Raw genomic sequence first — 24244 nt, 5'->3', positions numbered from 1 at the left:
CGCCTAATGTCGATGATGTGTTTATTTTCCGCGCATCAATTCAAAGAAATCATCATTGTTTTTAGAGGCTTTGATTTTTCCGATTAAAAATTCGGCTGCCTCGATTTCATCCATCGGATGCAGGAACTTGCGCAGCAGCCACATACGTTGCAGCTGGTCGTTCGGAACAAGCAGTTCTTCGCGGCGCGTGCCGGATTTGTTGATGTTGATGGCGGGGAAGAGGCGTTTTTCCGCCATGCGGCGGTCAAGATGCAATTCCATATTGCCGGTGCCTTTGAATTCTTCGTAAATCACATCGTCCATACGGCTGCCGGTTTCAACCAATGCGGTGGCGATGATGGTCAACGAACCGCCTTCTTCCACGTTGCGCGCCGCACCGAAGAAACGTTTGGGACGATGCAGTGCGTTGGCATCGACACCGCCGGTCAGGATTTTGCCTGAGGTAGGCACGACGGTGTTGTAGGCACGGGCAAGGCGGGTAATCGAATCCAGCAGGATGACCACATCTTTTTTGTGTTCCACCATACGCTTGGCTTTTTCAAGCACCATTTCGGCAACTTGGACGTGGCGTTGAGCCGGCTCGTCAAAGGTGGAGGAGACTACTTCGCCACGGACGGAGCGGCTCATTTCGGTAACTTCTTCGGGACGTTCGTCAATCAAGAGGACGATGAGCTCGACTTCAGGATAGTTTGCGGTAACGGCGTGGGCAATGTTTTGCAGCATCACGGTTTTACCGCTTTTGGGCGGGGCAACCAAGAGGGCGCGTTGACCTTTGCCGATGGGGGAAATCAGGTCGATGGCACGTCCGGTCAGGTTTTCTTCGGACTTTAAGTCGCGTTCCAGTTTTAACTGTTTGGTCGGAAACAGAGGAGTCAGGTTTTCAAACAGGATTTTATGGCGGCATACTTCCGGGTGGTCGCCGTTGATGGAATCCAGTCTGACCAGGGCAAAATAGCGTTCGTTGTCTTTGGGGACGCGCACGCTGCCTTCGATGGTGTCGCCCGTATGCAGGTTGAAGCGGCGGATTTGGGTGGGTGAGACATATATGTCATCAGGACCCGCAAGATAGGAGGTGTCCGCGCTGCGGAGGAAGCCGAAACCGTCGGGCAGGATTTCAAGCGTGCCGGAGCAGGTGAAACCCTCGCCTTTTTTCATCATCTGGCGGACGATGGCAAATACGAGGTCTTGTTTGCGGAATCGGTTGGCGTTTTCGATGCCGTGTTCTTCCGCCAATTCTAAGAGTTTGGAAATGTGCAGGGTTTGTAATTCGGAGACGTGCATAATAATGATGTATTTTGAAGAGGAAAAAGACAGGCAGATGCCGTCTGAAAGAAGAAGCTGACCGTTGCCGGTTGCTCGGAGAAGGGGGAATTGTAGGCAGTCGGCGCGTGGGTGTCAAATATTATCGCGGACGGGGCATCGGCAGGAAATGCCGTCTGAACGGAGCTGCTTGGAAAAAAATACCCCCGCGCTTTTCAGGCTCGGGGGTATGGGCATTGATTATTTGTTCAATTCATTCGCCAAATACAGCCAAGTTTCGATGACGGTATCCGGGTTCAGGGAAACGCTTTCGATGCCTTCCTCAACCAGCCATTTGGCAAAGTCCGGATGGTCGGACGGACCTTGACCGCAGATGCCGACATATTTGTTTTGTTTGCGGCAGGCGGAGATGGCAAGATGCAGCATCACTTTGACGGCAGGGTTGCGTTCGTCAAACGATTCGGACACCAAGCCGCTGTCGCGGTCGAGACCGAGGGTCAGTTGGGTCATGTCGTTCGAGCCGATGGAGAAGCCGTCGAAGTATTGCAGGAATTGTTCCGCCAATACCGCGTTGCTCGGCAGCTCGCACATCATGATCAGGCGCAGGCCGTTTTTGCCGCGTTCCAAACCGTTTTCTTTCAGGGCTTTGACAACGGCTTCGGCCTCGCCCAAGGTGCGGACGAACGGAATCATGATTTCAACGTTGGTCAGCCCCATTTCGTCGCGGACGCGTTTCAAGGCTTTGCATTCGAGGGCGAAGCAGTCTTTGAAATTGTCGGCTACATAACGCGCTGCGCCGCGGAAGCCCAGCATCGGGTTTTCTTCGTGCGGTTCGTAAATGCTGCCGCCGACCAAGTTGGCGTACTCGTTGGATTTGAAGTCGGACATACGGACGATGGTTTTACGCGGGTAAACCGATGCGGCCAATGTTGCCACGCCTTCTGCGATTTTATCGACGTAGAAGTCGACAGGGGACGCATAGCCGGCGATGCGGCGGGTAATTTCCGCTTTCAATTCGTCGTCTTGTTTGTCAAATTCCAACAAGGCTTTGGGGTGGATACCGATTTGGCGGTTGATGATAAATTCCATACGCGCCAAGCCGATGCCTTCGCTGGGCAGATTGGCAAAGCTGAATGCGAGTTCGGGATTGCCGACGTTCATCATCACTTTGACGGGTGCTTTGGGCATATTATCCAAGGCGACATCGGTAATCTGTACGTCCAGCAGGCCGGAGTAGATGAAGCCGGTATCGCCTTCGGCACAGGATACGGTAACTTCTTGACCGTTTTTCAGCAATTCGGTTGCATTGCCGCAGCCGACAACGGCAGGAATGCCCAGTTCGCGCGCGATGATGGCGGCGTGGCAGGTACGGCCGCCGCGGTTGGTAACGATGGCGGAAGCACGTTTCATCACCGGTTCCCAATCCGGGTCGGTCATGTCGGTAACGAGTACGTCGCCGGCTTCGACGGAATCCATCTCGGAAGCATCTTTAATCAGGCGCACCTTGCCCTGACCGACTTTCTGACCGATGGCGCGGCCTTCGCACAAGACGGTTTTTTCGCCGTTGATGGCGAAGCGGCGCAGGTTGCGGCTGCCTTCTTCCTGGGATTTTACAGTTTCGGGGCGGGCTTGCAGGATGTAGAGTTTGCCGTCCAAGCCGTCGCGACCCCACTCAATGTCCATCGGGCGGCCGTAGTGTTTTTCGATGGTCAGCGCGTAGTGTGCCAACTCGGTGATTTCTTCGTCGGTAATGGAGAAGCGGTTGCGGTCTTCTTCGGGGACATCGACGTTGGTTACCGATTTGCCGGCTTCGGCTTTGTCGGTAAAAATCATTTTGATGTGTTTCGAACCCATGGTCTTGCGCAGGATGGCGGGCTTGCCCGCTTTGAGCGTAGGTTTGAACACATAAAATTCGTCCGGGTTGACCGCGCCTTGTACGACGTTTTCGCCCAGACCGTAAGAGGAGGTAACAAAGACGACTTGATCGTAGCCGGATTCGGTGTCGAGGGTGAACATCACACCTGATGCGCCACTGTCGGAACGCACCATGCGTTGAACGCCGGCGGAAAGGGCGACGATGTCATGTTCGAAGCCTTTATGGACGCGGTAGGAGATGGCGCGGTCGTTGTACAGGGAGGCGAATACGTGGCGCATGGCTTCTTTAACATTTTCCAAGCCATTGATATTCAGGAAAGTTTCCTGTTGTCCGGCGAATGATGCGTCCGGCAGGTCTTCGGCGGTTGCGGAAGAGCGTACGGCAACGGAAATGTCCGCACCGCCGGCATCGGCAACCATTTTGTTCCATGCCGCTTCGATTTCGGCATCGAGCTGTTCGGGGAAGGGCGTGTCCAAAATCCATTGGCGGATTTCTTTGCCGACGCGTGCCAGTTCGGCAACGTCTTCGACATCCAATTTTGCCAGTGCGGCGGAAATGCGTTCGCTCAGACCGTTGTGTGCGAGGAATGCGCGGTAGGCATCGGCCGTGGTGGCAAAGCCGCCGGGGACGCGCACGCCTTTTTCGGTCAGCTGACTGATCATTTCGCCCAGCGAGGCGTTTTTACCGCCCACGCGTTCAACATCTGTCATACGCAGGTTTTCAAACCAGATTACGTAGTTGTCGGCCATTTGTGTGTCCAATCCAAAATATGTTAAAAAAGAAACAAATCCGCTTGCTTATTTTAAGCGATTCGTTCCTCTGCTGTCATGTGTTTTATCCGTTTTAAAATCATGATGCCGTCTGAAAAATTGCGGTTTCGGCGTGTGTAGCGGTTTGAAACTTGCAGCCGGTATGTTTCCTTTTTTGGGTATTTTCTTTGTAAAACAGATGGTTTGAATAAGTTAATGTTTTTTCTGTTGGATTTTTTTGTTTATTTTTTAAAATTTTATTCCAAAAAATACTTTATCTAAATAATTTTATTTCAAAATAATATTGTGTCTGTTTGGGTGTAATCCGAGGTAGGCGTACTGCGGGTGCTTTCCTTGTGTCTGCCGCTGCTGTTATGATGGGGTTTTAAACCTGTGTTTTAAGGATGGAAGATGAGCAGTCCGCGCCATGTGTTTTACATTTCCGACCGTACCGGTCTGACTGCCGAGAATATCGGCGAGGCTTTGCTGAACCAGTTTGGCAATCTGTCGTTCAAACGCCATACGCACCCGTTTGTCGATACGCCGGAAAAGGCGCGCGCGGTGGTGGAGAAGGTCAATCGGAGCCGGCAGGAAAACGGTCAGCGTCCGATTGCGTTTGTCAGCGTGGTCAATGACGAAATCCGTGAAATCATCAAACAGGCAGACGCTTTCCACATCAATTTTTTTGAAACCTTCCTCGGGCTTTTGGAAAAGGAACTCAACACCGAGGCGGTTGCCGCCGAACAAGGGCATCACAGTATCGGCAATACGAAGCGTTACGATGCGCGTATGGAGGCGGTCAATTTTTCTTTGAACCACGATGACGGGGTCAGCGATAAGAACCTTCAGGAGGCTGATGTAATCTTGATGGGTGTATCGCGTTCGGGCAAAACGCCGACCTGCCTTTACCTCGCCCTGCAATACGGTATCCGTGCGGCAAACTATCCGCTGATTCCCGACGATTTGGAATCGGCCGATCTGCCGCGTATGGTCAAGCCGTATAAAGACAAGCTGTTCGGGTTGACCATCCAGCCGGAACGTTTGCAGGCCATCCGTCAGGAACGCCGTCCGAATTCGGCTTATGCGCGCATCGATACCTGCCGCAGCGAGGTGGCGGATGCGCAGAGTATGTTCAGACGGCATGGGATTCCGTTTGCGAATACGACGGATAAGTCGGTTGAGGAACTGGCGGTACACATCCTTCAGGCGTGCAAGTTGAAGCGCAGGTTTTGATGTTTCCTGCCTGAAATCCGGGCAAAATTCCGTTTATTGACACCTTACACGGGAGTTCCGCCATTAAATATTCGTCAAACAAAGATGTCCAAAGGCTGGTAACCCGCCTGCTCAAGTCCAATCCCGATGGGTGTTTCCACAGTCGGGGCGGGCGGCATATCAAGCTGGTTTACCTGCCGACATCCGATGTCCTGCCCATACCGTACAGCCCGTCGGATTTCAGGGCTGCTAAAAATTTAAGCAGCCATATAATGAACGCGCTATAAAACGAAAATAGACGGCTTACAGAGCGTTTTTAGATTGGAGTTAGTCTTATGGACTGGTTACATACTATTTTCTTTTGCTTCGCTTGGATTGTGGCTGTTGTCATTGCGGGCATTAGTGTATATGTTTTTATTGTGTTGCCCATTTCGTTAATAGCCTATGTCGTTGGCATTGTTTACAGTTTTTTCAGGCTGTTTTTACCATTCCTTCCCGACTTTTGGGCGAACATAGGCACAGGCACAACAGGAAATAAAGGCGGCTTTGATTGGGGAGAGCAGACAGAAGCCGATAAGCACCGCGAGTTAGTGGAGCATATCCGCATTCAGAACATGAACGAAGAGAGAAACAGACGATAAAGAAAGAAGCCCTTGCAGGACAGGTTAGCAAGGGCTTTAATTTTATTTTGAGTAACTTGTAAACTTTTTACCATTGAGTACAATGGGCGACTATTATAGCTCACTTTTAGGCAGTCTGAAACTAGGTTCTTACAACAGAGAAAAAAATGGGCAGGCGCACGAATTGACGGCAGCAGGCGAGCCAAGAGAAAAGGAAGATTGAAAGCGGGCACAATAAAAGCCGATAACTTCCGGCCGATTCTTTCGGTTGATTAACGAAGGCGCCGGTCGGTGCCAGAATGCGGGAAATGCCGTCTGAAGGGTTTCAGACGGCATTTTTCAAGGACGGATTTTGTTTAGCGTCCCGAGTAGCCCGATCGGTGTGGGGATGCGGTAGTCGGGTTGCCATGAGTCGGTATCGTCTTCATCTGAGATGTAGCCCCATTCGGCGAGGACGGTTTTCATACCGGCGTTGCGTCCCGCCTGCATATCGCGTTCCGCATCGCCGACGTAGAGCGTGTGTCGCGGGTTGGCGTGGATTTGTCCGCACGCATACAGCATGGGTTTGATGCCGGGTTTGGGTTCGCCGCAGGTATCGCCGCTGACGACGACGGCGGGTGGGATGATGAAGCCGAGTTTGGGAACGAGTTTGTCGGTGAAGCGCATGGGTTTGTTGGTCACGATGCCCCATTTGATGCCGCGTTGGTTGAGTTCGGCAATGAGTTCGTTCACGCCGTCAAAGAGTTCAGTGTCTTGGGCGTAGCGGCTGTCGTATTCGTCGAGGTATTCGGTGCGCCATGCGGTATAGTCGGGGTGTTCGGGCGTGATGCCTGCGCCGAGCTTGAGCAGCCCTGCCGCGCCGTGTCCGGCATACGGGCGGATTTCCGCGATGTTTTTCTCGGGCAGGTTGTGGCGGCGCAATACGGTGTTGAGTGCGCCGCCGAGGTCGGGGGCGGTGTCGGCAAGCGTGCCGTCGAGGTCGAAGAGTACGGCTTGTATCATGTGTTTTCCTTTTTTATAAAGTGCGGAATTGAAGGGTTTCAGACGGCATGTTTATTTTGTTTCAAACCCTGCTCGAAATCTTCCAACATATCCAATTCAAAGCGGCTGAAGCCCGCTTTTTCCCTCGCTTCGATGTTCACATAGCCGCGGAAGATAAACATATCGTAACGGGCAATCAGACTGCGGAACAGGGCGACAGGTTCCAAACCGCGTTCGCGGCAGAGGTGTTGATACCAATGGTTGCCGATGGCGACATGACCCACTTCGTCGCGGTAAATGATGTCCAACACGCCGCAGGTTTCCGAATCGCCGCGCTGCTCCACCTTCGCGCGTATCCCCGGCGTAACGTCCAGCCCGCGCGCTTCCAACACACGCGGCACCAAAGCCATGCGCAACAGCGGGTCGTAAGCGGTTTTGTACGCCATGTCCCACAAATGGTTGTGCGCCTCGAAATCGCCGTAATCGAAGCCGAAAGCGCGCAATCTGTCGCGCATCAGACGGAAATGGTACACCTCTTCCTTCGCCACTTTCACCCAGTCGCGGACAAACTGAAACGGCAGCGTGCGGAAACGGTATGCCGCGTCCAAAGCCAGATTGACGGCATTGAACTCGATATGCGCAATCGCGTGCAGCATTGCCGCATAGCCTTCTGCCGTGTTCATTTTGCGCGGGGTCAGTTGCGACGGCGCGACCAAAACAGGCTTAGACGGCCGTCCTGCGTGGAGGAAGTCCAGCGGCGCAGCGTTTGCCTCGGCCCCGTCCATGTTCTGAACGGCGGCAAACGCCTCATCCGTCAGCCGTCCTTTTTCATCTGGGTCGCCCGAAAGCAGGGTGCGTTCCAGCAAAGCATAAATATCGGGTTTCATCTCAAGTCCGCCGTGTTCGGAAAACAAATATTATAGCGTTTAAAAAAAACAAGATGAGGCATATAATCTCCGCGATTCGGCATTCCGGGCCCAAGCCGTCAAATATAGTGGATTAACAAAAACCAGTACAGCGTTGCCTCGCCTTAGCTCAAAGAGAACGATTCTCTAAGGTGCTGAAGCACCAAGTGAATCGGTTCCGTACTATTTGTACTGTCTGCGGCTTCGTCGCCTTGTCCTGATTTTTGTTAATCCACTATAACGCGGCACACAATTAAAGGGCGGCGTGGCGCGCCTGCCTTTTCCGAGCGGTCAAAAAAATCAGCCCTCGGAAAACGCGGTTTGCAAAATGCAAACCGTCCGTCCCGCCGCCCGTATGATTGTTTTGCCGCGCCGATACTTTACGCCACACCCATTCTAACAAGGAAAAATAATGATGAAACCGCACAACCTGTTCCAATTCCTCGCCGTTTGCTCCCTGACCGTCGCCGTCGCTTCCGCACAGGCGGGCGCGGTGGACGCGCTCAAGCAATTCAACAACGATGCCGACGGTATCAGCGGCAGCTTCACCCAAACCGTCCAAAGCAAAAAGAAAACCCAAACCGCGCACGGCACGTTCAAAATCCTGCGCCCGGGTTTCTTCAAATGGGAATACACTTCGCCCTACAAACAGACTATTGTCGGCGACGGTCAAACCGTCTGGCTTTATGATGTCGATTTGGCACAAGTTACTAAGTCGTCCCAAGACCAGATCATAGGCGGCAGCCCCGCCGCCATCCTTTCCGATAAAACCGCCCTTGAAAGCAGCTACACGCTGAAAGAGGACGGTTCGTCCGGCGGCATCGATTATGTGCTGGCAACGCCCAAACGCAACAACGCCGGCTACCAATACATCCGCATCGGCTTCAAAGGCGGCAACCTCGCCGCCATGCAGTTGAAAGACAGCTTCGGCAACCAAACCTCCGTCAGCTTCGGCAGCCTGAACACCAGACCCGGCCTTTCGCGCGGCGCGTTCAAGTTTACCCCGCCCAAAGGCGTGGACGTGTTGAGCAACTGATTTGCCGTTTTGAAAAATGCCGTCTGAAAGCCGCCGAGGCTTCAGACGGCATTTTCACGCGGGCGGAACAATGTCCCCCATTACCGCCCGATCGTGCGCCGGAACGGCAAACCCGTGAAAATTAATGGTTGCGCCCCGGCTGTTTTTGCCGTTTAATGCAAACCTTGCTGCACCAAGGGCCAAGAAAGCCGACCGGCCGCCCCCACAGCTCCCGATGCAGGCGGCCCGACCGTCCCTGCAATGTTTTTTATTTTTGAACGAAAGGTCGAAAACCATGAAAAAAACACTGGTGGCGGCGGCAATCCTGAGCCTCGCCTTGACTGCGTGCGGCGGCGGAAGCGATACCGCCGCCCAAGCCCCCTCCGCCAAGCCCGAAGCCGAACAATCGGGCAAACTCAACATCTACAACTGGTCGGATTATGTCGATCCCGAAACCGTTGCCGCCTTTGAAAAAGAAACCGGCATCAAGACGCGTTCCGATTATTACGACAGCAACGAAACACTGGAGGCAAAAGTCCTGACCGGCAAATCCGGCTATGACCTGACCGCGCCGTCCATCGCCAACGTCGGCCGGCAAATCAAAGCGGGCGCGTATCAGAAAATCGACAAGGCGCAAATCCCCCATTACGGCAACATCGATAAAGATTTGCTGAAAATGATGGAAGCCGTCGATCCGGGCAACGAATACGCCGTCCCCTATTTCTGGGGCATCAACACCTTGGCAATCAATACGCGGCAGGTGAAAAAGGCATTGGGTACGGACAAGCTGCCCGAAAACGAATGGGATTTGGTGTTCAAACCCGAATACACCGCCAAACTCAAATCCTGCGGCATCAGCTATTTCGACAGCGCAATCGAACAGATTCCCTTGGCGTTGCACTATTTGGGCAAAGACCCCAACAGTGAAAATCCCGAAGACATCAAAGCCGCCGTCGATATGATGAAAGCCGTCCGGGGCGACGTGAAACGCTTCAGCTCTTCCGGCTATATCGACGATATGGCGGCGGGCAACCTGTGTGCCGCCATCGGTTACGGCGGCGATTTGAACATTGCCAAAACCCGTGCCGAAGAAGCCGCAAACGGCGTGGAAATCAAAGTATTGACCCCGAAAACCGGCGTGGGCGTGTGGGTGGATTCCTTTATGATTCCGCGCGACGCGCAAAACGTTGCCAACGCCCACCGCTATATCGACTACACGCTCCGGCCCGAGGTGGCTGCGAAAAACGGCAGCTTCGTTACCTACGCGCCCGCCAGCCGTCCCGCGCGTGATTTGATGGAAGCCAAATACACAAACGATCCATCGATTTTCCCGACCAAAGAACTGATGGAAAAAAGTTTCATCGTATCGCCCAAATCCGCAGAATCCGCCAAACTGGGCGTGAAGCTGTGGCAAGGGCTCAAAGCGGGCAAATAACCGGAATCCCTGCCGTCTGAAACCTTTCGGGCGGCAGGAAACGGCGTGTCCGCATTAAGTCAGGATTAGAATTATTTAGGATAATAATATGGATATGGATTTAAGTATCGTAGTTCCCATTTATAATGTCGAAAGTTATTTGGAAGCGTGTTTAAATTCTATAGAACCCATATTAAGTAATGAAAATGTTGAACTTATCCTTGTGAATGACGGATCAAAAGACGGAAGTGAAGATATATGTTATAAATATATAGATAAAACAACAAACAACAAACAACAAACAACAAACAACAAACAACAAACAACAAACAACAAACAACAAACAACAAACAACAAACAACAAACAACAAACAACAAACAACAAACAACAAACACCGGACACCAAATATCAAATATCAAATATCAAATATATATATCAGGATAACCAAGGATTGTCGGAGGCGAGAAATACCGGAATAAAAAATTCAAACGGAAAATATATAGCATTTATTGATTCGGATGATTTTATTAACTATCAGATTTTGCTGGATTTTCTTGGTAAAGATGATAGTGATATGCCGGATGTGGTTTTTTTAAATGCAGTTAAATATGATAAGGGAAGTGTTTCACATTTTGGCGAAGATTATCAGCCTGAAAAAATACTCAATCAACCCAAAGTCGAAGTTTTGAAAGGATTATGCCGATTTAGAAAATTTCCGGGTTCGGCATGGAATAAGATTATAAAAAGAGAATTGATTATTAGAGAAAAACTGTTTTTTGAAAAGGGAATTTATTCTGAAGATATCGAATGGTCAATGAGGTTATTTAATGCGGCAACAACTTTTTCTTATTTGGACGGTTGTTATTACTATTATCGGCAGGGAAGAAAAGATTCTATTACGGGAACTGTTTCGGAAAAAAGTATAAAGTCATTATTATATATTTTGGAGAAAAATGCGGAAATGGAATTTAATAGGGATATATCAAGTTATCTTTATTCTTTTCTTTCCTACGAATATCTCGTTTTGCTTTTTATAATGACGAGTAAAAATATAGCGTGTGATTCTGATATAAAAAGAAGGGCGTATCATTTAAGGTTTATGCTGTTAAGGTCCAATAAGTTGATATATAAGCTGATATTCCCGATAATCACATTATTCGGTGTAGATATTACAGGCCGGATTTTAAAAGCAATCAGAGGGAATATTTAATAAATTCCTTAACAATATATACCTTGCCAAAGGAGGAAAAATGACCGCAATCCGCAAATTTTTGGAACACGCGCCCCAAATTCACGAAAGCTGCATGATAGACGAAGCCTGCGTCGTCATCGGCGAAGTGTCGCTTGCCGAAGATGTTTCCGTGTGGCCGTGCGCCGTGTTGCGCGGCGATGTGAACAGCATTACCGTCGGCGCGCGCAGCAATATACAGGACGGCAGCGTCCTGCACGTTTCCCACAAAACCGCCGCCAAACCCGAAGGGTCGCCGCTGGTTATCGGCGAAGACGTTACCGTGGGGCACAAAGTGATGCTGCACGGCTGCCGAATCGGCAACCGAGTTTTGGTCGGGATGGGGACGACGGTTCTGGACGATGCCGTGATTGAAGACGAAGTGATGATTGGCGCGGGCAGCCTCGTTCCGCCGCGCAAACGCTTGGCGGGCGGCTACCTTTATGTCGGTTCGCCGGTCAGACAAGTGCGCGTGCTGACCGATGAGGAAAAAGCCTTTTTGAAATATTCCGCCGCGCATTATGTGAAGCTGTCGAAACAGTACGGGATGTGAAATCACACCGACGTTCTTGCGTCAGCCCCAAATTCACGCGCTTGGACGCACCAGATAACGGCATCCGATGCGCCTTGATTTTGACCGTCTGCGTTTGAGTTGCAGGCAAAAAATGCCGTCTGAAGACCTTTTTTCGGGTTCAGACGGCATTTTATCGCCGATTGCTTTTTACAGTTTGACCGAATGTTCGCGCGTTTCGTGGAACACGATGTCCGCCGGCGTTCTTGCGTCAGCCCCAAATTCACGCGCTTGGACGCACCCGATGATGATTCCGATGCGTCTTGATTTTGACCGTCTGCATTTGAGTTGCAGGCAAAAATGCCGTCTGAAAGCCTTTTTTCGGGTTCAGACGGCATTTTATCGCCGCTTGCTTTTTAAAGTTTGACCGAATGTTCGCGCGTTTCGTGGAACACGATGTCCGGCCAACGTTCTTGCGTCAGCCCCAAATTCACGCGGTTGGGGGCGAGGTAGGCGAGGTTGCCGCCCGCGTCGATGGCGAGGTTGCCCGCGTTGGCTTTTTCAAATTCCGCCAGTTTTTTCTTGTTGTCGCACGATACCCAGCGCGCCGACCAGATGGATGCGCTGTCGAACACGGCTTCCACGCCGTATTCGTTGGCGAGGCGCGAGGTTACGACCTCAAACTGCAACACGCCGACCGCACCCAAAATCAAATCCGCGCCGCTCATCGGTTTGAACACCTGTACCGCGCCTTCTTCGCCGAGTTGTTGCAAACCTTTTTGCAGTTGCTTGATTTTCAGTGGGTTTTTGATGCAGACGCTGCGGAATAGTTCTGGCGCGAAGAAAGGGATGCCGGTAAATGCCAGTTGTTCGCCTTCGGAGAAGCTGTCGCCGATTTGGATGTTGCCGTGGTTCGGGATGCCGATGATGTCGCCCGCGTAGGCTTCTTCCACCAGCTCGCGGTCGTGCGACATGAACGTTACCACGCTGGACGCGGCGATTTCGCGGTTGATGCGCAGGTGTTTCATCTTCATGCCGCGCTCGAATTTGCCGGAGCAGACGCGCAAGAAGGCGATGCGGTCGCGGTGTTTCGGATCCATATTGGCTTGGATTTTAAAGATAAATCCAGAAAATTTCGGCTCGTCAGGCTCGACCATGCGTATGGTCGCGTCGCGCGGTTTCGGTGCGGGCGCCCAGTCAATCAATGAATTGAGGATTTCCTGAATACCGAAGTTGTTAATCGCCGAGCCGAAGAACACGGGCGTGAGTTCGCCGGCGAGAAATTCGTCGAGATTGAACTCGTTGGAAGCCGCCTGCACTAATTCGATTTCGTCGCGCAACTGCTGGATTTCCAGCGGAAAGCGTTGTTCCAATTCGGGATTGTCGATGCCTTTGATGATGTCGAACTCGTGCGGCAGGCGTTCGCCGCCCGCTTCAAAGAGATAGATTTCGTCGTTCAGGATGTGGTATACGCCCTTGAAGTTTTTGCCCATACCGATCGGCCAGGTAACGGGCGCGCAGCGGATTTGCAGGATGTTTTCCACTTCGTCCAGCAATTCCAAAGAATCGCGCACTTCTCGGTCGTATTTGTTCATGAAGGTAACAATCGGCGTATCGCGCAGGCGGCAGACGTTCAAGAGTTTGATGGTTTGCGCTTCCACGCCTTTTGCCGCGTCGATGACCATCAATGCGCTGTCCACGGCGGTCAAAACGCGGTAGGTGTCTTCGGAAAAGTCTTGGTGTCCCGGCGTGTCCAAAAGGTTGACGGTATGGTCTTTGTAGTCGAACTGCATCACGCTTGATGCCACGGAAATGCCGCGCTGCTTTTCGATGTCCATCCAGTCGGAGGTGGCGAATTTGCCGGTTTTCTTACCTTTTACCGTACCCGCACTCTGAATCGCGCCCGAAAACAGCAACAGCTTTTCGGTCAGCGTGGTTTTACCTGCGTCAGGGTGGGAAATGATGGCAAACGTGCGGCGGCGGCGCACTTGGTCGAGGATTTCTTGGGACATGGTTTTCTTTGCAAAAAGGTTCAGGCCGCTTTTCAGACGGCCCGGACAGTGTTTGAGACGGCGAAATTGTACAAAAAAATGCCTGATAATTCAATGTTGGAGGCGGTCAGTGCGTGCTGCCGTAAATCTCTTTTTCGTCTTTCAGGACGGCATCGGCGGTTTCCCACGCGCTGCCGTTCCAGACTTTGTAAAAGCAGCTTTCGCGCCCGGTGTGGCAGGCGATGCCGCCGTTTTGGGCGATGAGCATCACAATGGCGTCGCCGTCGCAGTCGAGGCGCAGTTCGCGGACTTTTTGCGTGTGTCCCGACTCTTCGCCCTTCATCCATTGTTTTTGGCGAGAACGGCTGTAATAGTGGGCAAAGCCGGTTTCGACGGTTTTTTGCAGGGCTTCGGCGTTCATCCACGCCACCATTAAAACACGTTTGGTTTCGGCATCTTGGGCGATGGCACAAACCAAACCTTTTTCGTCAAATTTGACGGCTTCAAGCAGGTTTTTATCCATATTTCCTTTCAGACGGCATAGTCGGGGCGGTCAGAGGCGCACTTCGATGCCGGCTTCGCGCATAGCGCGTTTGGCTTCGCGGATGGCGATTTCCCCGAAATGGAAAATGCCGGCGGCAAGTACGGCATCGGCTTTGCCTTCGGTTATGCCTTCAATCAGATGCCGGACATTGCCGACCCCTCCGGAGGCGATGACGGGGATGTCGACGGCTTCGGCAACGGCGCGGGTCAGCGGCAGGTTGAAACCCTGTTTCGTCCCGTCCCTGTCCATACCGGTGAGCAGGATTTCGCCCGCGCCGCGTTTTTGCATTTCGACCGCCCATTCCACCGCATCCAAACCGGTCGGATTTCGCCCGCCGTGGGTAAAGATTTCCCAGCGTGTGTTTTCGGGGTTGACGGCTTTGGCATCGACGGCGGCGACGATGGCTTGCGAACCGAAAAATCCGGCGGCTTCGTCAATCAGGTCGGGACGGGTAACGGCGGCGGTGTTGATGCTGACTTTGTCCGCGCCGGCATTGAGCAGGCGGCGGATGTCGGCAACGGTGCGTACGCCGCCGCCGACGGTCAGCGGGATGAAGACTTGTTCGGCAACCTCTTCGATGATGTGCAGGATGGTGTCGCGGTTGTCGGATGAGGCGGTGATGTCGAGGAAGGTCAATTCGTCCGCGCCTTCGCCGTTGTAGCGTTTGGCGGCTTCGACGGGGTCGCCCGCGTCGCGCAAACCGATGAAGTTCACGCCTTTGACGACGCGCCCGTCTTTTACGTCGAGACAGGGGATGATGCGTTTTGCCAGTGCCATAATCGGATGCCTTTAGTCGAGGGAATCTGCCAGTTGCTGCGCTTGGGCAAAATCGATGCTGCCCTCGTAAATCGCGCGGCCGGTAATCGCGCCTGCTACGCCACGTTTTTCGGCGGCACACAGGGCGCGGATGTCGTCCAAGCCGGTCAGTCCGCCGGAGGCGATGACGGGAATGCGGACGGTTTGGGCGAGTTTGACCGTCGCGTCGATGTTCACGCCGCTCATCATACCGTCGCGCCCGATGTCGGTGTAGATGATGCTGTTGACACCGTCGTCTTCAAAGCGTTTTGCTAAATCAATCACATGATGCCCGGTTACGGTTGCCCAGCCGTCGATGGCGGCCATACCGTCTTTGGCATCCAGCCCGACAATAATCCTGCCGGGGAAGGCTTTGCACGCCTCGCGCACGAAGTCGGGGTTTTTGACTGCCGCCGTGCCGATAATCACGTCGTTCAGGCCCAAATCCAAATATTGTCCGATGGTTTTCAAATCGCGTATGCCGCCGCCGAGCTGTACGGGGATGTCTTTGGCGACGGCGGCGAGGATGTCTTTGATGGCGGGCAGGTTTTGCGGAACACCGGCAAACGCGCCGTTCAAATCTACCAGATGCAGGCGGCGCGCGCCCTGTTTGAACCAGTGCAGCGCGGTTTCGGAGGGCGAATCGGAAAAGACGGTCGCCTCTTCCATCAACCCTTGTTTCAGGCGGACGCAGCGTCCTTCTTTCAAATCGATGGCGGGTATCAGCAGCATAATTTTTCTCCTTGTTCGGGGGTGTGTCCGGCTTACCAGTTTAAAAAGTTTTTCAACATCGTCAGCCCGGCATCATGGCTTTTTTCGGTGTGAAATTGCGTGGCGAATACGTTGTCTTTGCCGACGATGCAGGCAAACGGGGACGGGTAGTCGCTTTCGCCCAATATGGTTTCGGGATTTTCGGGGTCGAAATAGTAGCTGTGGACGAAGTAAAAACGCGTGTCTTGGGGAATATCTTTAAACAGCGGGTGGTTTTGGGTTTGGCGCACGGTGTTCCAGCCCATATGCGGGACTTTCAGACGGCATCCCTGCCGGTCGCGGAGGTCGCGGGCAAAGCGTCTGACTTTGCCGCCGAACCAGCCCAAGCCGTCGGTGTTTCCTTCTTCGCTGTGGTCGAATAAGAGTTGCGCGCCGACGCAGATTCCGAAAAACGGTTTGTTTTTTAAGGCATCTTTGACTGCCTCGTCCAAGCCGCCGCGCTTCAGTGCCGCCATACAGTCGGGCATCGCGCCCTGCCCGGGAAAAATGACTTTGTCGGCGCGGGACACGCGGTCGGGGTCGCCGCTTAAAAAGATTTCGGTATTTTTTCCGGCAAGCTGCCCCGCCGTCCGGACGGATTTCAATACGGAATGCAGGTTGCCCATACCGTAATCGATAATGGCGGTTTGCATGGCTTCCTCCTCTTTTTTGCAATATGGCTGCGATTTTAACAAACAAATGTGCCGGGCTGATAAAAATGCCGTCTGAAAACGGGAATCTGTCTTCAGACGGCATAGGGTTCAAACCCGGAAAGCCGTTTGTCAGCCTTCCATTTGTTTTGCCTGAACGGCAGTCAGGGCGATGGTAAACACGATGTCTTCCACCAGCGCGCCGCGAGACAGGTCGTTGACCGGTTTGCGCAGGCCTTGCAGCAGCGGACCGACGCTCAAGACGTTGGCACTGCGTTGGACGGCTTTATAGGTGCAGTTGCCGGTGTTCAGGTCGGGGAAGACCAAAACGGTTGCCTGTCCTGCCACCGGGCTGCCCGGAGCTTTGGATTTGCCCACGCCCGGCACGGTTGCCGCATCATATTGCAGCGGGCCGTCGATGGCGAGGTCGGGGCGTTTTTCTTGGGCAAGTTTGGTTGCTTCGATGACGGTATCGACATCGGGACCGCTGCCGGAGTTGACCGTAGAGTAGGAAATCATGGCCACTTTCGGGTCGATGCCGAAGGCTTTTGCGGAATCGGCAGACTGGATGGCGATGTCGGCAAGCTGTTGCGCGGTCGGGTTCGGATTAACCGCGCAGTCGCCGAAGACGAGGACTTGGTTGGGCAGCAGCATAAAGAATACGCTGGATACGAGGCTTGCACCCGGTGCGGTTTTAATCAGTTGCAAAGCGGGGCGGATGGTGTTGGCGGTCGTATGAACCGCGCCGGATACCAGGCCGTCTACATCGTTTTGCGCCATCATCATTGTACCGAGTACCACGGTGTCTTGCAGTTGCTTGCGCGCGTCTTCGGGTGTCAGGCCTTTGGATTTGCGCAGTTCGCACATCGGCTCGACGTATTGTTCGACCAATGAGGCGGGATCGACGATTTCCAAAGAGTCCGGCAGGCTGATGCCGCGTTCTTTGGCAACGGCTTCAACTTCTTCGCGTTTGGCAAGCAGGACGCAGCGTGCAATGCCTTTTTCGTGACAGATGGCGGCGGCTTGGACGGTACGCGGCTCGGCACCTTCCGGCAGGACGATGCGTTTGTCGGCTTTACGGGCGAAGTCAATCAGGTTGTAGCGGAATTGGGCGGGCGAAAGGCGTTTGGTTTGTCGGTTTGCCAATACGGATACGTCTTTCAGCGCGCTGCTTGAGCCGAAGAACGTCAAACCGGTTTTTTCGGCAGCCGCTTCGGCAACGGAGGTTGCCGCACCGTCGACAATAAAACCTTCCAATACGCCCGGTGCGGTGGCAAAGAACTGTTTGGCAAGGTTCAGCCGGTGCGCCAGTTCGTCTGCATCGGCGTTGTCGGAACGGATGGCAAATACGGCGGCGGCGTCCAAAGAGAGCGCCAGTTCGACGTTTTTGCCTGCAAGGTAGATTTTGTCAGCATCGGGTGCGATGCCTTCGATAATGAGGTTGTCGGCATCGAGTGCGGCAACTTTACCGACCGTCGCGTCAAACCAGTCGTCGCTTTTGCCTTGCGCCAACAGGGCTTCTGCTTGTGCGTCAAAGGCTTGGAAAACTTGTGCGTTCAGGGCTTTTGCAAATGATCGGGCGGCGGCGGATGCGTCAAGTCCGGCAGATACGGGTACGATGAGTACTTTTGCCATGATATATCCTTTCGTATGCTGCGGTGTGCGGCATGTATGTTGGAAGTGTTGGGATTTGAGGGGAAATGTCGGGATAGGCTATTTCCCGTCCGGTTTGCGGAAACAGGTATTTTCTGTTTTTGGGCGGCAGTCGGTCTTACGCTGCCGCGTGTTTCTATATTAACAAATAAATTATGTTTTCAACAAGATGAATATCGCCAGACATTGGCACGCCTTTCAGACGGCATGGTGTTTCCAAACTTACGGGGCAGGTTGTTCCGGGAAAAACAGTGCTTCTGAATTCAAGTAGATGCGTGTCTGTATGCCGTCTGAAAAATCGGGTGCGTAGGGGGTGTTCAGCGTCAGGATGGTTTGCTCGACTTTCAGGCGGATTTGTATGTGGCGTGCTTTGGGTATGGCGTTGAGGATGGTGGCGGATAATTCGGCAGCATGGGTGTTCGGGCGGTTGAAGCTGAATTGTTCCGGACGGATGAGCAGTGTGCCGCGTGTGCCTGCGGGTAAGGTGTTGCCGACGGGGAACCTGCCTAATTCGGAGTCTGCCGTACCGTCGGCGTTGAGTGTGGCGGGCAGGGAGATACCTTCGCCGATAAATAGGGCTGTTTCAAGGTCGGCAGGTTGTCGGTACAGTTCGTGGGGGGCTGCAGTCTGGAGGATGCGCCCTTGTTTCATGACGGCAATCCGGTCGGCGTATTGCAGGGCTTCTTCCCGGTCGTGGCTGACGAAAACGGCAGATTTGCCGTTGGCGCGCAGGGCGGCAATCATGTCTTCGCGAATCTGGCGGCGCAACTGTTCGTCCAGTGCGCTGAAGGGTTCGTCCAGCAGGATGAGTTCGGGATCGGGGGCGAGGGCGCGGGCGAGGGCGACACGTTGTTGCTGTCCGCCTGAAAGTTCGTGCGGATGACGGTTTGAGAGTTCGGAAATGCCGGTCAGGGCCATCATGGCTTCGATGCGTTGCCGCTCCTGCGCCGTCTTGCCTTTGCCGTTGCCCAGCCCGTAGGCGATGTTGCGGTAAACGGTCAGGTGGGGGAACAGTACGCCTTCCTGTACGACGTAACCCAAACGGCGTTCGCGGACGGGAAGGTTGGTATTTTCTGAATAGATTGTTCTTCCGTAAAGCGAGATTTCTCCGGAATCGGGTTGTTCAAAACCGGCAAGGCAGCGCAGCAGCGTGGTTTTGCCGCAACCTGATGCACCGATGACGAAGAGGATTTCCCCTTTGCCGAGTGTGAGCGAGATGTTTTGCAGAACGGCATGGTTCTGGAAGTTTTTGGTCAGTTGGCGGATTTGGAGTGCGGGTGCGGTCATAGTCGGTCTTTCGCAGCAGTGTTATTTGAAGGCGTATTTTTTCAGTATGAATACGGGCAGGCCTGAAAACAGTACCAGCATAAGGGCATACGGGGTGGCGGCGGCATATTGTGCGTCTGACGTGTATTCCCAAACGGCGGTGGAGAGCGTGTGGACATCGTCGGCGGTCAGCAACAGAGTGGCGGTCAGCTCTTTCATCAGGTTGAGGAAGACGAGTGCGAATGCGGCGGTAATGCCGGGCAGGATGGACGGCAGCACCAACGTCCTGAAAATAAAGAAGTGTCCGCGCCCCAATGTTGCGCCGACCTGTTCCATGCCTTTGGGGAATTGTTCCAAGGAAGTCCTCAGGGTGGTTTGCGCCATCGGCAGGTAAAGCATGAAATAGGCAAGGACGACGACGATAAAGGTTTGGTAAACGGATGGTGCATAGTTGATGCTGAAATAAATCAGCGAAAGGGCGATCACTAGGCCGGGTACGGCGTGCAGCAGGAAGGGCAGCCTGTCTATCCATACGGTCAAGATATTGCGGTAGCGGACGGATGCCCAAACGAGCGGCAGTGCACACAATATGGTCAATAATGCGCCGGCGGCGGATACGCCCATCGATCGGGCAAACGCATCGAACACGGATACGAGTTCAAATGTGCCGGACGAGCCGACCATCATCCAGCGGATGAGGATGCCGAACGGGATGACGATGCTTAAAACCAGCAGCGAGCCAAGAAAAAATACTGTGCAGATTTGCGCGGGCAGCTTCATCGTTTTGACCGGGTAGGGGCGGGCAACGCCTTTGCCGCTGTGATAGAGCTTGGTTTTTCCACGGAAAATGCTTTCTCCAAATACGACGATGCCGCACACTGCCATTAAAACGGCGGACAGCAGCGCGGCGGTGTTGTTGTCGAACGACATTTCGTATTCTTGGAAAATGGCGGTGGTAAAGGTCGGATAGTTGAGTATCGATACTGCACCGAATTCAATCAGCATGTGCAGCGCAATCAGCAGGATGCTGCTGCCGATGGCAGGTTTGAGTTGGGGAAGTATGGCGGAAAAGAAAGTTTGCAGGCGGCTTTTACCCAAGGAAAGGCTGACTTCTTCAAACGACAGGCTGATGCGTTTGAGGGCTGCCTCGACCGATAGGTAGGCGAGGGGAAAAGACGACAGGCTCATAATCATAACGGTTCCCCAAAATCCCTCCACGCGGAAAGTCAGGCTGATCCATGTAAAGCAGCTGACAAATGCAGGTATGCATAAGGGCAGAGTAATTGCCGTCTGAAAAAAGGTTTTGCCGAAAAAGCGGTAACGTTGGAACAGGACGGCGCAGGTAATGCCTAAAACGATAGAAATCAGGGTAACGCCGAACATCAGCATCAGGGTGTTTCCCAGCAAATCAAACATGCGTGGGCGGAACAGCAGTTCGTAGGCGCGTGTTGCACCGACCTGCCACGAACGCATGGCGACATAAAGGAAAGGAAGGGTCAGCGGCAAGGCGATAAGCAGGATGAGGGCGGTCAGCCATGAGGGTATTTTGTTGCGGGACATAAATCGGATTCGGATAGAAAACGGTCGGACAGCAGGGTTGTCCGACCGTTTGAACGGAAAAAGTTTATTTCAGACCTGCCTGTTCGAGGAGGCGGGTGGCATTTTCTTTGTCGGCAATGGTGGTTGCAGATACTTCAGGTGCTTCCAATTTGGCATAAGGTTCCATATTGAACGGGGAAGACACGCCGGCGTGCAGCGGATATTCTGCGCGGACGGAAGTCAAGACCTGCTGTCCTTGTTTGCCGGCAAGGAAGGCGACGAATTTTTGTGCTTCGGCTTTGTTCGGGGAAGATTTCAGCACAGCCGCGCCGGAATAGGTAACGAGTGCGCCCGGGTCTCTGTGGCGGACGAAGTTCAGGCGGGAATGGATGTTGTTCACGCCTTTTTCTTTGGCAAACGCATACCAGTAGTAGTTGTTGATGAGGGCGGCCGGCACTTCGCCGTTTTCGACGGCTTGGAGCGCGACAGTGTTTTTAGCATACAGTTTGCCGTTTTCTTTTAAGCCTTTGAGCCATTTCAGGGCGGCTGCTTCGCCTTTCAGTTTGACGATGGCGACAACCTGTTCCAAGAACGCGCCTGAAGTCGGTACATAACCGATACGGTCTTTCCATTTCGGCGTGGCGTAATTCAGGACGGATTTTTCCAAATCTTTTTCAGACAGTTTGCGGGTGTCGTAAACGACGACGCGCGAACGTCCGCTCAATGCCACCCAGTCTTTTTTGGCGGCAACCGGCACGCCTTTGCGGCGTGTGTCGTTAATCGTTTTTGCGGGGAGGGTTTCTAAGAGGTTGGCTGCGGAAAGCGTAACCAGCGGGGGGATTTGTTCGGAATAGAATACGTCGGCGGGGCTTCGGCTGCCTTCTTCTTTGATTTGGCCGGCAAGCTGGTCGCTTTTGCCGCTGTTAATTTTTACTTTGATGCCGGTGGCTTGGGTAAAGGCATCGGCAAGTGCCTGCGTGGCTTCTTTGTGTTGGCCGTTGTACACGGTAATGTCTGCCAGCGCGGGGGTTGCGGCGGTCAGGGCTGCGGCAAGCAGTGCGTATCGGATAGATGTTTTCATATCGATTTTCTCCTAATGAATGAGGGTGTATATCTTGTTAAGACATAACGGGGTATAGTGTATTCCTTCTTTTTTATAAATGCAAATAATTATTTTTTTAAATTTGTTATTATCTGATTCGGTTATTGTTTGTTCTGACTTGTATTTTTTTTCGTGCATCGCGCCCGTAAGGCGGAAGCAGCGGGTAATGCGTGTCGGAACGGGCAAAAACCGGGCTGTTTCATATTGCCGTACGGGCGGCGGAATGCGGGCAAAGGCGGCATCTTGATTTGCCGGAATACTTGAGAACCCTTCCCTTTAAAATGCCGTCTGAACAGGGTTGCCGGAATAGTATTGCCATCCCAGCAGATACAGTTTGTCGGGGTCTTGCCAATATTGTTCATCCAGACTGTTCAGCAGCGAGGCGGTTTTGTTGTCGAGATGCTGTGTTATATCCCACATTTCTTTTAGGGTTTTACCTTCCGATTGGAGGTGGCGGATTTCTTTGTCCAATGCGTCTGCCGCCCGATGGATCAGCATTGCGCTGTGTACCGCGCCGATTTTTTTCAGAACGGAACAAGTCTTTTCGGCGGCGGGAAAACCCCAGTTGCAGACAAATTGCAGTATGCCGCCGTTGCCGATGTCGGCTTCCGCCCGCCAAATCAAAACCAGCTCCTGTTCTCGTCCGTCCATGCTTTCGAGTTTGCCGTCATGCTGTTCAAAAAGTTTGTCCACCGCCTGCCACATCATCTGTTCGAAGTGGTCGGCTTGGGTATCCGTATCGGTCATCGTGTTCTTGCCTTTTAAAAATGCCGTCTGAACATTTCTTCAGACGGCATCGGGGGTTAAGCCAACACTTCACGCCAGCGTTTGACTTGGAGGCGTACCTGTTCGGGCGCGGTGCCGCCCAAGTGGTTGCGGGCGTTTAAGCTGCCTTCGGGTGTCAGTACGCCGTACACGTCGTCTGAAATCAGCTTGCTGAAGCCTTGTAAGACTTCAAGCGGCAGTTCGCTCAAATCAACGCCAGCTTCATCGGCATGGCGCACGGCTTGGGCAACGACTTCATGACTGTCACGGAAGGGCATGCCTTTTTTCACCAAGTAATCTGCCAAATCGGTAGCCGTTGCAAAACCCTGCATTACGGCGGCGCGCATATTGTCGGGTTTGACGGTTACGCCGCGCATCATATCGGCGTAAATCCGCAACGTGTCGATAAGCGTGTCGGCGGTGTCAAACAGCGGTTCTTTGTCTTCCTGATTGTCTTTGTTGTACGCCAAGGGTTGGGATTTCATCAGGGTAATCAGGCCGATAAGGTGTCCGATGACGCGTCCGGATTTGCCGCGCACGAGTTCGGGTACGTCGGGATTTTTCTTCTGCGGCATGATGGACGAGCCGGTGCAGAAGCGGTCGGCGATGTCGATAAAGCCGAAACGCGGACTCATCCACAAAATCAATTCTTCGGACAGGCGGCTCAGGTGAACCATAACCAGCGAGGCGGCGGCGGTGAACTCGACGGCAAAATCGCGGTCGGATACGGCATCGAGCGAGTTTTGGCAGATTTGCTCGAAACCCAGTAATTCGGCGGTAATTTCGCGCCGAATCGGGTAGGTCGTACCGGCAAGGGCGGCTGCGCCGAGCGGCATACGGTTGACGCGGCGGCGGCAGTCCGCCATCCGTTCGTTATCGCGTCCGAGCATTTCGACGTAGGCGAGCATATGGTGTCCGAAGCTGACAGGCTGGGCGACTTGCAGATGGGTAAAACCGGGCATGACGGTTTCGGCGTTTTGTTCCGCCAAATCCAGCAATGCCGTCTGAAGGCTTTGAATCAGGCTTTGGATAACGGTAATCTGATCGCGCAGCCACAGGCGGATGTCGGTAGCGACTTGGTCGTTGCGGCTGCGGCCGGTGTGCAGGCGTTTGCCCGCGTCGCCGATTTTGTCGGTCAGGCGGCGTTCGATGTTCATGTGGACATCTTCCAAATCGAGTGACCATTCGATTTTGCCGCTGCGGATTTCTTCGAGGATTTCTGCCATACCCCGGCGGATGTCCGCCAAATCGCCTTCGTCCAACACGTCGGTTTCTTTCAACATTTGCGCGTGTGCCAGCGAGCCTTGGATGTCCCATTCGGCAAGCCGTCGGTCGAAACTGATGGAGGCGGTGTATTGTTTGACGAGTTCGGAAACGGGTTCGTTGAAGCGTCCGGACCAGGTTTTGTCGTGCATAA

General features: G+C 53.2%; 22 protein-coding genes and 1 pseudogene. 7 read left to right on the top strand and 16 right to left on the bottom strand.

Annotated elements, in window-relative coordinates; genetic code table 11:
• Nucleotides 1-21: 21 nt before the first annotated feature.
• Nucleotides 22-1281, bottom strand: a complete 1260-nt coding sequence (rho, locus tag Q9J32_RS03125) for a transcription termination factor Rho (RefSeq protein WP_219199710.1) — start codon at nt 1279-1281, stop codon at nt 22-24.
• Nucleotides 1282-1500: 219 nt separating this feature from the next.
• Nucleotides 1501-3885: a phosphoenolpyruvate synthase gene (gene ppsA, locus Q9J32_RS03120; RefSeq protein WP_301885093.1), complete on the bottom strand. Its 2385-nt coding sequence runs from the start codon at nt 3883-3885 to the stop codon at nt 1501-1503.
• 411 nt (nt 3886-4296) lie between these two features.
• On the opposite strand from ppsA, the gene ppsR reads away from it, so the two are divergent.
• Both ppsR and Q9J32_RS03110 read left to right on the top strand, forming a co-directional pair.
• Entirely contained in the window at nt 4297-5118 is an 822-nt protein-coding gene (gene ppsR, locus Q9J32_RS03115; RefSeq protein ID WP_107818550.1) for a posphoenolpyruvate synthetase regulatory kinase/phosphorylase PpsR, read from the top strand.
• A 314-nt stretch (nt 5119-5432) separates the two neighbouring features.
• A complete protein-coding gene (locus Q9J32_RS03110) occupies nt 5433-5738 on the top strand; it encodes a hypothetical protein (protein WP_301885092.1) in 306 nt (101 codons plus the stop codon).
• Nucleotides 5739-6056: 318 nt separating this feature from the next.
• Here Q9J32_RS03110 and Q9J32_RS03105 read toward each other — a convergent pair whose 3' ends face one another.
• On the bottom strand, nt 6057-6719 hold the full coding sequence (locus tag Q9J32_RS03105; protein WP_301885091.1) for an HAD family hydrolase: 663 nt from the start codon (nt 6717-6719) through the stop codon (nt 6057-6059).
• Nucleotides 6720-6757: 38 nt separating this feature from the next.
• On the bottom strand, nt 6758-7585 hold the full coding sequence (locus Q9J32_RS03100; protein WP_301885090.1) for a ferritin-like domain-containing protein: 828 nt from the start codon (nt 7583-7585) through the stop codon (nt 6758-6760).
• 430 nt (nt 7586-8015) lie between these two features.
• Between Q9J32_RS03100 and lolA the strand changes: the two genes are divergently transcribed.
• From lolA to Q9J32_RS03080, 5 genes and pseudogenes are all read left to right on the top strand, one after another.
• Entirely contained in the window at nt 8016-8639 is a 624-nt protein-coding gene (lolA, locus tag Q9J32_RS03095) for an outer membrane lipoprotein periplasmic chaperone LolA (RefSeq protein ID WP_301885088.1), read from the top strand.
• 274 nt (nt 8640-8913) lie between these two features.
• Nucleotides 8914-10053 (top strand): polyamine ABC transporter substrate-binding protein, encoded by a 1140-nt coding sequence (locus Q9J32_RS03090; RefSeq protein ID WP_118791948.1) that lies wholly within the window; start codon nt 8914-8916, stop codon nt 10051-10053.
• A gap of 94 nt (nt 10054-10147) precedes the next feature.
• Nucleotides 10148-10477: a glycosyltransferase family 2 protein gene (locus Q9J32_RS10180; RefSeq protein ID WP_373321648.1), complete on the top strand. Its 330-nt coding sequence runs from the start codon at nt 10148-10150 to the stop codon at nt 10475-10477.
• A pseudogene (gene pglE / locus Q9J32_RS03085) lies at nt 10458-11243 on the top strand ((galactosaminyl)2-N,N'-diacetylbacillosaminyl-alpha1-diphospho-di-trans,octa-cis-undecaprenol synthase PglE); the annotation flags it as partial. The gene Q9J32_RS10180 and the pseudogene pglE, both read left to right, overlap by 20 nt.
• 40 nt (nt 11244-11283) lie before the next feature.
• Nucleotides 11284-11814 (top strand): gamma carbonic anhydrase family protein, encoded by a 531-nt coding sequence (locus tag Q9J32_RS03080; protein WP_301885084.1) that lies wholly within the window; start codon nt 11284-11286, stop codon nt 11812-11814.
• A 2-nt stretch (nt 11815-11816) separates the two neighbouring features.
• Here Q9J32_RS03080 and Q9J32_RS03075 read toward each other — a convergent pair whose 3' ends face one another.
• The 12 genes from Q9J32_RS03075 to argH all read right to left on the bottom strand — a co-directional run bounded on the left by Q9J32_RS03075 (nt 11817) and on the right by argH (nt 24242).
• Nucleotides 11817-12170 carry a hypothetical protein gene (locus Q9J32_RS03075; protein ID WP_301885083.1) on the bottom strand — a complete coding sequence of 118 codons (354 nt, stop codon included), beginning with the start codon at nt 12168-12170 and terminating at the stop codon, nt 11817-11819.
• Between the two features lie 18 nt (nt 12171-12188).
• Nucleotides 12189-13784, bottom strand: a complete 1596-nt coding sequence (locus tag Q9J32_RS03070; RefSeq protein ID WP_301885081.1) for a peptide chain release factor 3 — start codon at nt 13782-13784, stop codon at nt 12189-12191.
• 106 nt (nt 13785-13890) lie between these two features.
• Nucleotides 13891-14286, bottom strand: a complete 396-nt coding sequence (hisI, locus tag Q9J32_RS03065; protein ID WP_301885079.1) for a phosphoribosyl-AMP cyclohydrolase — start codon at nt 14284-14286, stop codon at nt 13891-13893.
• A gap of 30 nt (nt 14287-14316) precedes the next feature.
• Nucleotides 14317-15084, bottom strand: coding sequence for an imidazole glycerol phosphate synthase subunit HisF (gene hisF / locus Q9J32_RS03060; RefSeq protein ID WP_301885077.1), 768 nt, complete (start codon nt 15082-15084; stop codon nt 14317-14319).
• A 12-nt stretch (nt 15085-15096) separates the two neighbouring features.
• The gene (gene hisA, locus Q9J32_RS03055) at nt 15097-15834 is read right to left on the bottom strand and encodes a 1-(5-phosphoribosyl)-5-[(5-phosphoribosylamino)methylideneamino]imidazole-4-carboxamide isomerase (protein WP_301885076.1); all 738 of its coding nucleotides are present in this window, start codon (nt 15832-15834) and stop codon (nt 15097-15099) included.
• A 32-nt stretch (nt 15835-15866) separates the two neighbouring features.
• Complete coding sequence (gene hisH / locus Q9J32_RS03050; protein ID WP_301885074.1) at nt 15867-16505, bottom strand: imidazole glycerol phosphate synthase subunit HisH; 639 nt, start codon at nt 16503-16505, stop codon at nt 15867-15869.
• 129 nt (nt 16506-16634) lie between these two features.
• Entirely contained in the window at nt 16635-18137 is a 1503-nt protein-coding gene (pta, locus tag Q9J32_RS03045; protein WP_301885072.1) for a phosphate acetyltransferase, read from the bottom strand.
• Nucleotides 18138-18377: 240 nt separating this feature from the next.
• On the bottom strand, nt 18378-19442 hold the full coding sequence (locus tag Q9J32_RS03040) for an ABC transporter ATP-binding protein (protein ID WP_301885070.1): 1065 nt from the start codon (nt 19440-19442) through the stop codon (nt 18378-18380).
• Nucleotides 19443-19463: 21 nt separating this feature from the next.
• Nucleotides 19464-20981, bottom strand: coding sequence for an ABC transporter permease (locus Q9J32_RS03035; protein ID WP_301885068.1), 1518 nt, complete (start codon nt 20979-20981; stop codon nt 19464-19466).
• A gap of 64 nt (nt 20982-21045) precedes the next feature.
• On the bottom strand, nt 21046-22041 hold the full coding sequence (locus Q9J32_RS03030) for an iron ABC transporter substrate-binding protein (protein WP_301885066.1): 996 nt from the start codon (nt 22039-22041) through the stop codon (nt 21046-21048).
• A gap of 297 nt (nt 22042-22338) precedes the next feature.
• Entirely contained in the window at nt 22339-22809 is a 471-nt protein-coding gene (locus tag Q9J32_RS03025; protein ID WP_301885064.1) for a DMP19 family protein, read from the bottom strand.
• Between the two features lie 56 nt (nt 22810-22865).
• Nucleotides 22866-24242: an argininosuccinate lyase gene (gene argH / locus Q9J32_RS03020; protein ID WP_301885063.1), complete on the bottom strand. Its 1377-nt coding sequence runs from the start codon at nt 24240-24242 to the stop codon at nt 22866-22868.
• Nucleotides 24243-24244 lie beyond the last annotated feature (2 nt).

Source organism: Neisseria uirgultaei (assembly GCF_962719845.1).
Classification (GTDB): domain Bacteria; phylum Pseudomonadota; class Gammaproteobacteria; order Burkholderiales; family Neisseriaceae; genus Neisseria; species Neisseria bergeri.
This window is presented reverse-complemented; position numbering and strand designations above follow the sequence as displayed.

Excerpts from the sequence above, each read along its gene's own strand:
- Q9J32_RS03090 (WP_118791948.1), top strand. The coding sequence starts at position 8,914 with ATGAAAAAAACACTGGTGGCGGCGGCAATCCTGAGCCTCGCCTTGACT.
- argH (WP_301885063.1), bottom strand. The coding sequence starts at position 24,242 with ATGCACGACAAAACCTGGTCCGGACGCTTCAACGAACCCGTTTCCGAA.
- rho (WP_219199710.1), bottom strand. The coding sequence starts at position 1,281 with ATGCACGTCTCCGAATTACAAACCCTGCACATTTCCAAACTCTTAGAA.
- hisA (WP_301885076.1), bottom strand. The coding sequence starts at position 15,834 with ATGCTGCTGATACCCGCCATCGATTTGAAAGAAGGACGCTGCGTCCGC.
- Q9J32_RS03040 (WP_301885070.1), bottom strand. The coding sequence starts at position 19,442 with ATGACCGCACCCGCACTCCAAATCCGCCAACTGACCAAAAACTTCCAG.
- Q9J32_RS03035 (WP_301885068.1), bottom strand. The coding sequence starts at position 20,981 with ATGTCCCGCAACAAAATACCCTCATGGCTGACCGCCCTCATCCTGCTT.
- Q9J32_RS03070 (WP_301885081.1), bottom strand. The coding sequence starts at position 13,784 with ATGTCCCAAGAAATCCTCGACCAAGTGCGCCGCCGCCGCACGTTTGCC.
- lolA (WP_301885088.1), top strand. The coding sequence starts at position 8,016 with ATGATGAAACCGCACAACCTGTTCCAATTCCTCGCCGTTTGCTCCCTG.
- Q9J32_RS03110 (WP_301885092.1), top strand. The coding sequence starts at position 5,433 with ATGGACTGGTTACATACTATTTTCTTTTGCTTCGCTTGGATTGTGGCT.
- ppsA (WP_301885093.1), bottom strand. The coding sequence starts at position 3,885 with ATGGCCGACAACTACGTAATCTGGTTTGAAAACCTGCGTATGACAGAT.
- Q9J32_RS03025 (WP_301885064.1), bottom strand. The coding sequence starts at position 22,809 with ATGACCGATACGGATACCCAAGCCGACCACTTCGAACAGATGATGTGG.
- hisH (WP_301885074.1), bottom strand. The coding sequence starts at position 16,505 with ATGCAAACCGCCATTATCGATTACGGTATGGGCAACCTGCATTCCGTA.
- hisI (WP_301885079.1), bottom strand. The coding sequence starts at position 14,286 with ATGGATAAAAACCTGCTTGAAGCCGTCAAATTTGACGAAAAAGGTTTG.
- Q9J32_RS03030 (WP_301885066.1), bottom strand. The coding sequence starts at position 22,041 with ATGAAAACATCTATCCGATACGCACTGCTTGCCGCAGCCCTGACCGCC.
- hisF (WP_301885077.1), bottom strand. The coding sequence starts at position 15,084 with ATGGCACTGGCAAAACGCATCATCCCCTGTCTCGACGTAAAAGACGGG.
- ppsR (WP_107818550.1), top strand. The coding sequence starts at position 4,297 with ATGAGCAGTCCGCGCCATGTGTTTTACATTTCCGACCGTACCGGTCTG.
- Q9J32_RS03080 (WP_301885084.1), top strand. The coding sequence starts at position 11,284 with ATGACCGCAATCCGCAAATTTTTGGAACACGCGCCCCAAATTCACGAA.
- Q9J32_RS03075 (WP_301885083.1), bottom strand. The coding sequence starts at position 12,170 with ATGCCGTCTGAACCCGAAAAAAGGCTTTCAGACGGCATTTTTGCCTGC.
- Q9J32_RS03100 (WP_301885090.1), bottom strand. The coding sequence starts at position 7,585 with ATGAAACCCGATATTTATGCTTTGCTGGAACGCACCCTGCTTTCGGGC.
- Q9J32_RS03105 (WP_301885091.1), bottom strand. The coding sequence starts at position 6,719 with ATGATACAAGCCGTACTCTTCGACCTCGACGGCACGCTTGCCGACACC.
- pta (WP_301885072.1), bottom strand. The coding sequence starts at position 18,137 with ATGGCAAAAGTACTCATCGTACCCGTATCTGCCGGACTTGACGCATCC.
- Q9J32_RS10180 (WP_373321648.1), top strand. The coding sequence starts at position 10,148 with ATGGATTTAAGTATCGTAGTTCCCATTTATAATGTCGAAAGTTATTTG.